This window comes from Desulfovibrio sp. 86, assembly GCF_902702915.1.
In the GTDB taxonomy this organism is placed as follows: Bacteria; Desulfobacterota; Desulfovibrionia; order Desulfovibrionales; family Desulfovibrionaceae; genus Desulfovibrio.
The window spans coordinates 213,929-226,878 of the sequence record NZ_LR738849.1; the positions used below are offsets into that span (position 1 = coordinate 213,929).

Here is a 12,950-nt window from a genome sequence, read left to right on the forward strand (position 1 = left end):
AAGTTTGTGCTCTATAGTATTCTTCGGTGTAAACTTAAAAATAAATAGACTCGAATGCAAACCAAGTTTTCACAATTCTGAAACACTTGAGACATTAAAACCATGCTATCATAATAATTTCATAACGTTAAAATAAAAAAACAACTTCAGAAATATATTATTTTAAATTCCTTAGTTAAATCAGTAATGACAAACAATTACAAAGAGCTGTTTTGTCCCGATCGGGCTAACTGTTTAAATATTGTTGGAAAAACGGCATGTTGTGAGAATGGAATGCAGCGCAGCAACCGGTGTAAGGCCGCTGAAAACCCTTAATGAATATTATACGTAATATCAGTGTATTGCACAGTTCACTTTCACCTCACGCATCAAGGCGCAGCATTGATTGTGAATAAATTCTTAATCAACAAAAATGGCCTCTTGATCACTGCGCTATGAGGGTAACCCACGATTACGCCCTTGTGCGGTCATCGCCTATTGAGGCAGCCGCCAGAGCCTCTACACCATGCAGCTGTCCAGGCCCGAATCATTCACATCAGGCTCTGAATCATTTGCTTACTCGTCATAAAAAATGGGGAATCGCTCGCCAGGCTGCAAACCGCCGGCCGATGGCCTTGGACATCTCAAAGTCCGTTCCGGTACCTTGGATTCAGGGATGGCCTTGCGGATCAGGATAGAAAAGCAGCAGGGAATATACTGCAACAGGGCTGCCATGCAGCCTTTTGGGCGAAAACTCGCCCAAACTGGAGCATGTTAACGCTGAAAAAGCTCACATGTGCTAGCGCTGCACGCTGTTGTTTCTTAAAAAACGTACAGGAGATAGGATGACGCCTTTGGAATGTGCAGCATTCCAAAGGCAATCTGGTCTAGATCTGCATGGATTTAGGTCTGCAGGAATTTCATGTTGTGCCGGGCAAGACCGTACACGGGCCATTTTGCGGTGGGCAGTTCGCGCGGGCAGCTATGCGCAGGCTTTTTTACACGGGTCGCTTGCCGTAACTCAGCCCAATTTGTGGCGAACCTGCCTGCAAAGTCCCATCAGGGCATCATACTCATGCCTGCGCAGCCCGGCCCTGGTGAAAAGGCGTCGCCAGGGCATAAGAAAGTAGTCCGGGTTATCACCGTGCAGATAGTCGAGTCGCAACAGCATATCCTTCACGGATTCCATCAGGCGTTCCTGTTCCGCCGCTGTGACCAGTTTGCCCCCTCCACTCTCGCCCGGAGCACGTCCGCCTTCTTTCTTTTGGCAATTACGTACGGCATTGGCGCATTCATACAAAAGCAGCAAAACGGCCTGAGCCAGATTGAGCGAGCTTGCAGCCGGGTCTGTGGGTATGGTCGTCAGTTTATGACAATGGGTAATCTCTTCATTATTAAGCCCCCTGTCTTCAGGGCCAAAAACCAGAGCAACCCGTTCGCCCCGCGCCAGCACCTCGGCCACCGCTGCCGCAGCCTGCGTGGGAGCAAGCAATGACTGCCGCCAGCCGCCCACACGGGCGGTTGTGCCAACCACCAGAGCTGTGGGCGCCACGGCTTCCGACAAGTCGGGGCAGACTGTCACGCCGTCCAGCAAATCCTGCCCCTTGGGCGTGGCCAGCGGACGCGCTTTTTCCCTGTCCCAACGCTCAGGATCAACCAGACGCAGGGATGAACAGCCCATATTCACGCAAGCCCTTGCGGCCATACCAATGTTTTCGGGAAAACGGGTCTTGACCAGAACCACATCAAGACCATCAAGCAAAGAAGCCATGTCAGCACAATCCTCCGAACAGAGCCATAACCAGTTGAAGCGGTTCGTCAGGCGTCAGGCCACCCCCCGCAGGGGGCTTAGGCCAGATGCGGCTGGCAGCCAAAGCCAGCATGGCTCCGCCAATACCGCATTTGCAGACCGTTCCCAGAAAGCGCCCCACCATGGCTCCAAACGCGGCATCCAACGATTCCCGAAGTGGGCGGCCCTTGGCCATTTCCATCACAAAACAGCCTGTCCACGCGCCAGCCACCGCGCCGATAAGCGCGCCCAGACCGAAAAAAAGCGGCGCCAGCAAAATGGCTCCGGCGATGGCCCCAATCATGCCCGCGAAAGTTCCCGATGAACTTGACCCGTAGCGCTTGGCCTTGATGATCTGCATGCCCAGTTCCAGCGCCTCGCCCACAAGGGCCAGACCCACCATCATGACCCAGAACCAGGCCGTCATGGACTCCGAAGCAGGATGCGCCATCTTCCAAAGCGCCACCAGCCCCAGCATCACCCAGTTGGCGGGCAGGCCGAAAACGTTGAGCATGAGCACAAAGCACAGCAGTGTGATAAACGCGCCCGCCAACAGGCTCGCCAAGGGAAAGGGCAGAAAATCCATACAGCTCTCAACCTATTTTTTGGAGCGCAAATCCTGTAAGCGCACAGCCTTGCCCTCGGTGCGCGGCAGGCTGTTGCTCTGCACGATTTCTACCCTGGGGGTGATAAGAATTTCATCACGCAAGCGCTGGGCAATGTTTTTTTGCAGGTTTTGCAGCACGCGCATGTCTTCGACAAAGAACTCGTCACGTACTTCAATCTGCACGCGCATGACATCGCCAATGCCGTCATTTTCAAGCAGAATGAGGTAGCTCTGCCCTACTTCGGGGAAGGTCATGATAACCTGCTCCACCTGCATGGGGTAGATGTTTACGCCCTTGATGATAAACATGTCGTCCGAACGGCCAAGGATGCGATCCATACGGCGGTGCTTGCGGCCACAGCCGCATTCACCCGGTATGAAGCGTGTGAGATCGCGGGTGCGGTACCGCAGGATCGGCATGCCCTGGCGGCAAAGGCAGGTCATGACCAGTTCGCCCACTTCGCCGTCAGGCATGGGCTGGCCGGTTTCAGGATCGACAATTTCGGGAATATAGGCGTCCTCCCACAGATGCATGCCACTCTGTTCAAGACATTCAAAGGCCACCCCGGGGCCGTTCATTTCTGACAGCCCGTAGGAATTATAGGCCTTCATGTCGAAAAGGGCTTCGATACGGCGGCGGAATTCCTCGGTATACGGCTCAGCGCCCACAAGGGCAATGCGCAGAGGAAATTCGCGCGGATCTTCACCCATATTGCGCAGATGCTCACCAAGAATGAGCGCGTAGGATGGCAGGATGTGGGCCACCGTGGTGCGAAAATCTTTAGCCAGCTTGATTTGACGGCGGGAGTTGCCCGCGCCTGCGGGAATGGTCAGACAGCCCAGCCGTTCCGCGCCAAAGTGGATGCCAAGGCCGCCCGTGAACAGACCGTACCCGGACATGTTCTGAAACACATCTTCGCGGCGCACGCCGACCATGTGCATACACCGGGCCATAAGGTCAGCCCAGGAGTTGATGTCGTTCTGCGTATGGCAAATGGCCACCGGCGAACCTGTGGTTCCGCTGGAACAATGCATGCGGACAATTTCCGCCTGGGGCACGCAGAGCATACCCGTGGGATACTGTGTGCGCAGATCTTCCTTGGTGGTGAAAGGAATGCGACGCAAATCATCCAGGCTGTGCAATGAGTCCGGGCCGATCCCGGCTTCGTCCAGCCGCTGCCGGTAAAAGTCGCACTTGCGGGCCTGCCCTACCGTGTTTTTCAGCCTGACGAGCTGCGTTTCCTCAATGCGTTCCCGGCTCCACAATTCTGCGGGATCAAAAACTTCCATGCCTTTCCTCACCTTAGCAAGCATTAACATCGCCACACTGGGGGATCTCCAGCCAAATCAATCCGTAAAGCAGATTAAGGAAACACTGACTTATTCCGTTTGGCGGCGTTGCTTCACTTTTTTTGAAACAGTCGAGGACGGAAGAGTCCACTCCTGCTTCAAAAAAAGATCGCGCCTTCCCAAACGAAACAACTGCGCGTTTCCAAGAGGCTCTTTAATCAGTATTTTCTTAACGTTGAGAATGTACATCCTCAAAGTTTAAGATACGCTCGCTTCGGCCCTAAACCGCGCAAGTAAATAGCGATTGCGCCTTTGCGATGGGCGTCTGCTCGCGCAGTCACCAGAGCAATTTTAAAGTGAAATTGCTCCAGGCACCAGAATCAGTTAGTGTGCAGCCGTGCCCAGCCCCAGATCAGCCCCAGGCTGCCAGCCAGCATCATATCGCCATGCGGAGCCAAAAAGCGCCCGTGGCCCTGTAATATGGCCCGTTTGGGGCCAGTAATATAGGTAGGTTCGTAACCCCCGGCCTCTTCGCAATAAGGCCCGAAAGCGGTTCCGTGCCCCCCCGTGGACTGTACCTCTTCGGCAGGCAACCAGTGTTTACGGAATTGTTCCAGATCGTGCAACAACTGCTCCAGATCACGCATGCCCGTGTGGTGTTCGTAGATGCCGCGCACCTGCCCCCTGTAAACAAGGGCCGCCACAGTGTGTCCGTTGCCCACGTTTATCACGGTTATTCCCTCACGGAAACTGCGATCCATAACCTCACTGTCGCACAGCGCTCCTAGCAGTGCGCTGGTGCCTGTATCAGCCACGGGCCCGCCCGTTTTTTCGTGCAGTTGCGCCAGGCGTGTCTGGGCCGGAGGCGGCACGGAATATATCCACTCGGCCGGATCGGCGGAAGACGCCAAAAGCTGGCTCCACATGCGCATTCTGGCCTGACGGTTGCCCCCCACGTGATAGCCGTGATCCTGGGCTGCGGCCAGAACCATGTGGGGCTGCGGCAGACCGGCCATACGCAGCAGGCCAGCCCAAAAATCCGGCGCATAGTCTGCAAGAAAAATGGGCACGCTGCCTTCAGGGCAGTTGGCGAAAAATTCAACCCCCATGGCGCGCACCACGTCTTCACTGTCGTGAATTCCACGCGAAGCGGCGGGAGTTGACCCGACCTTAAAACCTGCGGCCAGGTGCTCCTTGATGGCCTGACTGAAACCACCACCCATATTCCCGCCATAAAGCCAGATGTCGCGGCGCAGCAACGTCAGTTCACGTATGCGCTGCGCCACCATGCGGGCGGGGGTGGGAAGCACGAAACGCGGCCAGTTTTCGCATTCAAGCCCTGGACGGGCCAAAAGGACATCCTGCGTACCGCTGCCGATATCAAGACACAAGACAGGCCCTGTACGCTTCAAAAACTTGTGTACAAATTCGTCCATTGGTTGTCTCCAGTAAGTGCCAGAAGTTACCCGCAACACCCAGCAAGCGCAAGTCCCGGGAATTTTATTTAAAAAAACACTTGCCAAGAGCAGGCCAATACGATAGTTCATTGCTTCGCGCCGAGGTGGTGGAACTGGTAGACACGCTATCTTGAGGGGGTAGTGAGAATTCTCGTGCGGGTTCGAGTCCCGCCCTCGGCACCACAAAAACATTAAGGATTACAGCTAGCTAGTTGTAATCCTTTTTTGCTTTCCCATAGCTTGAAATGCGCCTTTCCGGCCTTTTGACTCCCCGAATACACCCCCTCCCCCAAAGGGTCACAAACAGGGTCACAAGCGAGTCGATTTATGGTGCAGATTGCTTCCCCTAATGCTACCTGCCCAGGGAAATTGACCCTGCCCCCTAAAAGTATGCCATTGAAAAGTTAGTGTTCCTGACATAGGAGCACAAGAATGAAGCGTAGCCGATTCTCCGAGGAACAAATTATTGCGATCTTGCGGCAAGCCGAGGCTGGTGTGCGCGTTGTCGATCTGTGCCGCCAGCATGGCATTTCGGATGCGACCTTTTACAAATGGCGCAGCAAGTTCGGTGGGATGAACATTTCTGATGCAAGCGGCTGCGCCAGTCGGCGGATGAGAACGCCCGGCTGAAAAGACTCGTAGGCGAGCAGGCTCTTGATGTTGTCGTCCTGAAGGATGCGCTCTCAATAAACTTTTGAAGCCCGCAGCCAACAGGGAAGCCGTGCATTACATTCGTATTGGGCATGGCTACTCTGAGCGGCGGGCTTGCCAAGCGATTCAGTTTAATCGCTGTTCAGCCAGGCGGCCACCTTCTGAAGACCGAGATCTGCTTTTGCGGGCTCGGATGCTGGAACTGGCAGAAGATCGGCGGCGTTTCGGTTCTCCGCGTCTGCATGAACCATTGCGTGTGAAGGGTTGGTACAGAACCACAAGCGGACAGAAAAGGTTTATAAGGAAAAAAACCTTTCATTACGTACCCGCAAACGCGTGAAGCGTCCAAGCCATACCCATACTGTCCAGGCTGGCCCTGCTGGCCCAAATGAGCAATGGGCGATGGATTTTGTGAGCGATGCCCTTATGGGGAGACGGCGCATCCGGATCTTAACGATTGTCGATCTGTGGGATCGTTCAAGCCCGGCGCTCGAAGTAAATATGTCGTTGCCTGGATTTCGAGTTGTGCGCGTCCTTGAAAAACTACGCCTTCAAGGAAGATTGCCTCAGCGCATCAAGGTTGATAACGGTCCAGAATTCAGCGGAACGGCCTTGGATGCGTGGGCTTTTGAGCATAGTGTGCAGATAGTGTTTACTCGTCCGGGAAAGCCCACGGATAATGGGCACATTGAAAGCTTTAATGGGTAATTCCGGGATGAGTGTTTACATCAGAACGTGTTTCTGTCCCTGCATGATGCCCGAAAAACGGTTGAGACCTGGCGGAAGGATTACAACCAGCGGGACCGCACAGCGCATTGGGCTGGCTAACGCCGGAAGAGTTCCGTGAAAAAAATACAACCTGCAACCCATTGGGAATCGCCAACTTACAAATGGTATACACAGTGGGGTAAGGTCACAAATAACCTATTGGAACAGTACAACCAGGCCGGTTTGACGCCGGTGGCTTACCAATCGTTTTTATTTCAACATCAACCGGGGTTGGAAGAAAACTACTTTAACAGTGCAGTTTTGTTAATAATTAGTCTGCGGGTGATTGATACCAGGGATTTGTTGACTAACACTTGTCTTATTTATATTCTACTCAAATGCATAGAGATAGTAGCAAGACCAATCAAATCACTACCATCACGGATAGCGGATTTACCTGAATGCCTTTTCTGGGACTCAGGGAGACCTCTATGCGCTAAACTCGTTTGAAATATCGTCTGCATTATTGAGCAGACAACCTCAGACATAGCACTGTATTCCTGGTGTTCCATAAAGCGGAAAAGCGTAAGCTTTTCCGCTTTATTATTAACATGTACTCTTGTTTCTTGCCCACTATGCTGTCAGCCGACAAGCATCTGGTGATTTAGCTTGAAATAGTCGCTTGACAGCAAGCAACACTTGTCTGTTTTATTTTATGTCGATGATTTATAGGAAAATCCTTGCAGAAAAAATGAATCATTTCACCTGTTAATTTATTCAGCATGGCGTTCGTAAAATAACAATAAAGTGTTTTAGAGAATATTTTTGGAATATAAAACAGTAAAAATTTACTTTTTTCTGTTCAAACGTCGAAGACTATGGGCTCTGTACAAAGTATGCAGTGTGTAATTTTTTCTGTGATTGTAAATAATCATTTATAAACGTAACACTAGATATATTTACAAACAAATATAGAAATTTTCTCCAAAATTAACAATGCGTTGCTAGCATACCTACAGCGCAACAAACAAGGAGTCAGTATGAAAATGCGTAGCTTTTTTTTATCAACAATTTTTATTGCCCTGGTAATGTTTTCTGGTTGCAGCAAGGATAAGGAACCAGAATTTAACTATATTTCTGCAAACAACGTAGCAGATATTATCAATAAAGGAGACACTGGATACGTCTTCCTCGATATACAGGTACAGAGTGATTTCGATAAACACCATCTCAAGTCAGCTGTTTCAACATGCGCATATCCAGTCAAAACAGACGAAGAAAAGGCTCTTTTGAAAAAGCATCTTGCAGCAATTAAACCAGAGCAAAAAATCATCATAGTGTGCCCGCGAGGCAAAGGTGGAGCAGAAAATTCTGTAAAATATCTTAGAGAACAGGGTATCGACAACTCCCGCCTGCTGATTCTGGAGAATGGGCAGCAAGGTTGGCCGGGGAACCTGAACGACCTTATTGAAGGCAAATAATGCGTAAACTTATCGTTGTACTAGTCTGCCTGGGCATACTGGCTCTGCCGCCAGTATGGCGACTAGTCAAAGACGTTGCACTGCTGCTATCTTCCATGGATGTAGAAAGCGTTAAAGAATACATCCTTTCGTTTGGTTATTGGGCACCTGCAGTGTCCTTTCTCCTTATGCTATTCCAGGCGGTCCTCGCTCCACTGCCCGCTTTCCTTATCACCTTTGCCAATGCGGCATTATTCGGCTGGGTTTTCGGTGCGATTCTTTCATGGTCCAGCGCAATGGCAGGAGCTCTTTTGTGCTTTTGGATTGCCAAGTATCTGGGTAGAGATGCCGTTATGCGGCTCACGTCACGAACGGGCCTGGAGCAAATAGATGCGTTTTTTGCAAGGCACGGCAAATACGCCATTCTTATCGCTCGACTCCTGCCCTTTGTCTCTTTCGACATAGTCAGCTATGCCGCAGGGCTCACCTCTATGCGGCTCGTTCCTTTTCTTGTAGCAACCGGGATAGGACAACTTCCAGCGACTGTCATATATTCATATGTTGGCAGTATGCTCACAGGAAAAGCCCAATTGGTTGTTACTGGTCTTTTGTGCCTGTTCGCTCTCAGTGTACTCGCGTATGCTTTAAAACAATATTACAAGCGCAAAATCGCAGTAAAAAATGACCAGTAACACCCCAGAAGTTCCACAGGCAGTCTGCCTGGACTGCCACCGCTGTGAACGGGGGTGCCCAATGCTTATGGCAGAAGGGCGCTCCCCTCACAGTCTCCTGCAAGAACAAAGCACTCTTGATCCGCAGGCGGCGGTCGCCTGCACAGAGTGCGGGTATTGTGAAGCTGTCTGCCCGGCAGGTTTAAGTTTGCAAAAAGCTGTCCAGCAGCACGCCGGGAAAAAAACCACATCTCAACTGGCCAAGTTACGCATTTTCACCCATCAATGGCTGTCATTTTCATCACTGTTGCGGCTACAAAAAACTGGCAACGGCTCCTACAGTCATTACGCCTTCATGCCGGGGTGCAGTCTGGCCGGAGGATCTCCGCAAACTGTACAGGAAGTCTACAGGCAACTTGCAGAATTTTTCCCCGGCATCGGCCTTGTGATGGATTGCTGCGCCAGGCCATCGGCCTATCTTTTGAGCGAAAAGACAACGACTACTTTTTTGAGCAAACTGGAACAAGGGTTGAAAAACAGCAAGATACAAAAACTCATTGTGGCCTGCCCCAATTGCTTTTCGTTTTTGAGCAACAAATTTCCACAATTGGAAATTATTTCATTATATCCAATACTCGCATCAATGCCGTTGCCTGTATGCTCTTACAGCGAAAAGCTAGCGTTGCACGACCCCTGCCAGACAAGGAACGAGCCGGGCGTGCATTCTTCAGTGCGGCAGATACTTGCCGCATGCCATATTTCGTATGAAGAATTTGCTGACAACAGGCAAAATACACAATGCTGCGGGCATGGTAACATGCTGGCGGTTACGATGCCCAAACTTGCCCAGAAACAACGGCTGCACAGGGCTGGACAAACCAGCTGTCATAAAATTGTTACCTATTGTCGTAGCTGTAGCGAGGCTTTCGATTTGGCGGGGAAAAAGGGGATACACCTCCTGGATCTCATTTTCGATCCGCAATCTATAACTGAACCGCACGACTTTCAGAATCATAGCCAGAGCACACAGGAGGCGAATAAAACGTGGATGAACAAGAAGCAACCTTCTGCGAAACGCTTTAAATGGTACGCCAATTCCTGGATTAATCGTATATTGTTAAAATTGAGAAATTGCGCAAAGTAACAAAAACTCTTTGCCATACGGGGAGAAATGCTTATTTCTTGCTGTTTGCACGACTCAAACGAGAGCCACTGTGAAAAAAATCTTGCTGCTGCTTCTTTTACTTATCGCCACCGGGTACGCTTTTTGGCACCGGGACAGTATTCATCCACAACAGATTCAAACCATGATCCAGGCCACAGGGCCCTGGGCTCCATTATCTTTTTTGGCATTATTTTCACTGGCCCCTTTTGCGCCTTTTTTAAGCGGGGTGCTTGCTGTTGGCGGAGGCATGGCCTTTGGGTTGTGGTACGGCAGTTTGCTTGTGTTGCTTGGGGCAAGTTTGAGTGCAACAGTAGGATATTATCTGGGGCGCTTTCTGGGACATGGATTGGCGGAAAAAAAACGTTTCCTTTCTACTTGGTCTACGTTGCAGCAGACACTGTCACGCCATGATTTTTATTGTATTTTACTTTTGCGACTGTTACCACTGGTCCCTTTTGACGTAATAAGCTACGGTGCAGGGTTTTCACGTATCCCATACAAAAAATATATTGTGGCCACTATATTCGGGATGTCACCTGGAATAATTATTTTCACAAATATTGGCTCCAGTGCCCTGCACCCTGCTTCATGGGAATTTTTTTTCGCTCTGGCTATGCTGGTGCTGTTGTGCGTAGGAGCCTTTATGCTGAAAAAAAAGGTCGAGCGACGTCTTGGCGCAGGCACCTTCACAGATAAATAAGGAGGCAATGCCCTTAAACGGCGTTGCCTGGGAAGCCCTTGGGAGTGGAATTCTCCATAACCAGCTCTTGCGCCAAAGTTAATAAGGCAGGCGGCAAAAGTCCTTGTGTTGCGCAACGATGGATATCTTCCATCGTGTCCATATCATCTAGCCGAGGTAGCAACGCCACAGTATTGTGTTGCAAGCGAAGCATTGTTTCAAAAAAAACCGTGTCGGAGCTCCATTTGATATCCTGAAAACAGTCGATAAAACTTTCTTTTCGAAATCCAATGAGATAGTAGCCACCATCGGTACACGGACCAATTACGGCGTCAGATGTATCAAGAGCTTCAAAAGCCTTTTGCAGTAATGTCTGGGTAATACCTGGGATATCACTCCCAATAATCACAGCCCTGTCGTGGTTGATAAATGCCCTCTGCAGAGCATCATGCATACGGCGTCCCAAATCGGCGCCTTCTTGTACGTACACGGGAAGCTTTCCATATTTTGTAAAAAAGCTCCCCTCAGCAGGGGGAGCGAGAAAAAGTAAAACCTGAAAAGAGGATTGCCGTAGCCAGTCAAAAAGATGGTCGAGACAAGCCGTGTAAAAGCTCATGGCAAATTCCAGTGTGCTCTCGGCGGCAACACGAGTTTTGACACGACCAAGCTGTGGATCTTTGGCAAAGACTATCACGGCAGAGGTAGTATTCATGATTTCTGTAATCCTTCCCGTCTATAAGGAACAAAAACGTATAGTATCCGCCCTTGAGGATCTTCGCACCTTGGATTCCCAGCATCTGTTGCAGGAAATTTTAGTTGTACGGGCCGTGGGGGATATCTATCCCCTACCCACTCTTACGAGCCCAGAGCGTGGCAGAGCAGCGCAGATGAACTACGGGGCGTCACTAGCAACAGGAGACATTTTGGCCTTTGTGCATTGTGATACGCGTCTTCCGGCTTCTGCTTTAGAGGTTATCGCGGAAAATCAATGCGGAGCTTTTTCACTCCGATTTGACAGCCCTGCACTTGCGTACCGGGCTCTTGCCGCCATAACAACGTGGCGCTCAAAACTGCTGCACCTTCCCTACGGAGATCAGGTGCTTTTCTTGCCACGGGTTCTTTTTGAAAATATTGGGGGGTTTGCCAATGTGCCAATTCTTGAAGATGTATTATTGGCAGAACGGATACGGCCTGAGGTAGTACGGGAATGTGTAGTAACAAGCACACGCAAATACCAGAAATATGGCTTCTGGAGAACACTTTTGCTGCATAGAGCCATTATGCTTGGGTACATGGCTGGAGTAGGGATACCGCACCTCGCCCGACTGCAACGCAGGTTTTTGGCCCAATCCCTTAACCAACATTCAGATTGTTTTTAAAAAAATTGCCTCGGCGATCAAATGGCATAATGCCGTTTTGGAACGAGGCTTAGGAAACCATACAACTGCCGTTGTTTCAAAGTAAAAGTGATCTAATAAGTCTGATTCTATTTCACATACACCCCAATAGCAACAGGATGTACATATGAATGAAACATGCATTGGTATCATAGGAGGGTCTGGGCTGGAAAACCCGGACCTGTTTCAGATAGAACATGAATGGCAGCCACAAACAGCCTATGGCATGCCTTCAAGCTCCCTGCGCAGAGGAAAACTTCAGGGAAAAAATGTGGTCTTTCTCTCCCGGCATGGCAAAGACCACTCCATTTTGCCCAGTGCAGTCAATTACCGAGCCAACATTGCCGCCTTGCACGAAGCCGGATGCACTCATATCCTGGCCAGTGCTGCATGCGGCTCACTTAACCGCGCCTATGCTCCAGGTGATCTTGTTCTTATCAACCAATTCATTGACTGGACACGGCACCGCATCAGCACTTTTTACGGAATGCAGCAAGACAGCAATGCGCGTTTTTTTCACACTGCCATGCCCGACCCTTTTGATGCGACCCTGCAACAAATTCTTCGCGCAACAGCGGTTGAGCAAAACATTCGCCTGCATGACGGAGCGACTCTTATCACTATTGAGGGGCCACGGTTTTCCACTCGGGCAGAATCCCGCATGTTTCAGTCCTGGGGAGCCGATTTGGTCAATATGACTATTGCTACAGAAGCCGCACTGGCTGCCGAAAAGCACCTTCCCTATGCAGTCGTAGGCATAGTTACGGATTACGACAGCTGGAATGAAGAAGCCCCCCCCTTGCAAGTCGAGACTCTTTTAGCGACTTTTGTTGCAAACGCTGCCAAATTGACAGCCCTTTTTCTTGCTGCGATTTGTCACTTTTCTGCCAGGTCCGAAAGTTGCCCCTAGACAACCTTATGTGGCTTGTGATAAATTTTTAGTATTACCTTATTATAAACATGTCTTTTATTGAAAAGACACCGCTAATCAAAGAGTTTTTCCAATGGTTCGCGTTGTGGATATAGCATATCAACGAGTTGGTGCAGGGTCATGAAAGCCCTGCATCTTCCAGGTTGGAAGACTTACAGTTCACTGC

11 protein-coding genes, 1 tRNA gene and 1 pseudogene are annotated in these 12,950 nt (G+C 50.3%); 8 read left to right on the forward strand and 5 right to left on the reverse strand.

What is annotated here, in order from left to right; all coding sequences use genetic code 11:
• Positions 1-1,000 precede the first annotated feature (1,000 nt).
• The 4 genes from DESU86_RS00860 to DESU86_RS00875 form a co-directional block, all read right to left on the reverse strand.
• Positions 1,001-1,750 (reverse strand): RNA methyltransferase, encoded by a 750-nt coding sequence (locus DESU86_RS00860; RefSeq protein WP_179979315.1) that lies wholly within the window; start codon positions 1,748-1,750, stop codon positions 1,001-1,003.
• 1 nt (position 1,751) lies between these two features.
• Positions 1,752-2,354 carry a DUF456 domain-containing protein gene (locus DESU86_RS00865; RefSeq protein ID WP_179979316.1) on the reverse strand — a complete coding sequence of 201 codons (603 nt, stop codon included), beginning with the start codon at positions 2,352-2,354 and terminating at the stop codon, positions 1,752-1,754.
• 12 nt (positions 2,355-2,366) lie between these two features.
• Entirely contained in the window at positions 2,367-3,665 is a 1,299-nt protein-coding gene (locus tag DESU86_RS00870; protein ID WP_179979317.1) for a phenylacetate--CoA ligase family protein, read from the reverse strand.
• Between the two features lie 380 nt (positions 3,666-4,045).
• Complete coding sequence (locus DESU86_RS00875) at positions 4,046-5,101, reverse strand: DUF1786 domain-containing protein (protein ID WP_179979318.1); 1,056 nt, start codon at positions 5,099-5,101, stop codon at positions 4,046-4,048.
• 119 nt (positions 5,102-5,220) lie between these two features.
• On the opposite strand from DESU86_RS00875, the gene DESU86_RS00880 reads away from it, so the two are divergent.
• The 6 genes and pseudogenes from DESU86_RS00880 (at position 5,221) to DESU86_RS00905 (ending at position 10,477) form a co-directional block, all read left to right on the forward strand.
• Positions 5,221-5,305 (forward strand) — tRNA-Leu (locus DESU86_RS00880).
• A gap of 249 nt (positions 5,306-5,554) precedes the next feature.
• A pseudogene (locus tag DESU86_RS00885) lies at positions 5,555-6,684 on the forward strand (IS3 family transposase).
• Positions 6,685-7,521: 837 nt separating this feature from the next.
• A complete protein-coding gene (locus DESU86_RS00890) occupies positions 7,522-7,962 on the forward strand; it encodes a rhodanese-like domain-containing protein (RefSeq protein ID WP_179979319.1) in 441 nt (146 codons plus the stop codon).
• The gene (locus tag DESU86_RS00895; RefSeq protein WP_179979320.1) at positions 7,962-8,633 is read left to right on the forward strand and encodes a TVP38/TMEM64 family protein; all 672 of its coding nucleotides are present in this window, start codon (positions 7,962-7,964) and stop codon (positions 8,631-8,633) included. The genes DESU86_RS00890 and DESU86_RS00895 overlap by 1 nt, the downstream gene beginning before the upstream one ends.
• Positions 8,623-9,756: a (Fe-S)-binding protein gene (locus tag DESU86_RS00900; protein WP_269474298.1), complete on the forward strand. Its 1,134-nt coding sequence runs from the start codon at positions 8,623-8,625 to the stop codon at positions 9,754-9,756. The genes DESU86_RS00895 and DESU86_RS00900 overlap by 11 nt, the downstream gene beginning before the upstream one ends.
• Positions 9,757-9,826: 70 nt before the next feature.
• Positions 9,827-10,477: a TVP38/TMEM64 family protein gene (locus DESU86_RS00905; protein ID WP_179979322.1), complete on the forward strand. Its 651-nt coding sequence runs from the start codon at positions 9,827-9,829 to the stop codon at positions 10,475-10,477.
• Positions 10,478-10,490: 13 nt separating this feature from the next.
• Here the strand turns inward: DESU86_RS00905 and DESU86_RS00910 are convergent, their stop codons facing one another.
• Positions 10,491-11,168 carry a TIGR04282 family arsenosugar biosynthesis glycosyltransferase gene (locus DESU86_RS00910; RefSeq protein WP_179979323.1) on the reverse strand — a complete coding sequence of 226 codons (678 nt, stop codon included), beginning with the start codon at positions 11,166-11,168 and terminating at the stop codon, positions 10,491-10,493.
• On the opposite strand from DESU86_RS00910, the gene DESU86_RS00915 reads away from it, so the two are divergent.
• Both DESU86_RS00915 and DESU86_RS00920 read left to right on the forward strand, forming a co-directional pair.
• Entirely contained in the window at positions 11,167-11,835 is a 669-nt protein-coding gene (locus DESU86_RS00915) for a TIGR04283 family arsenosugar biosynthesis glycosyltransferase (RefSeq protein WP_179979324.1), read from the forward strand. The two genes, DESU86_RS00910 and DESU86_RS00915, sit on opposite strands and share 2 nt — an antisense overlap.
• Before the next feature lie 145 nt (positions 11,836-11,980).
• Positions 11,981-12,763 carry an MTAP family purine nucleoside phosphorylase gene (locus tag DESU86_RS00920; RefSeq protein ID WP_179979325.1) on the forward strand — a complete coding sequence of 261 codons (783 nt, stop codon included), beginning with the start codon at positions 11,981-11,983 and terminating at the stop codon, positions 12,761-12,763.
• Positions 12,764-12,950: the final 187 nt, after the last annotated feature.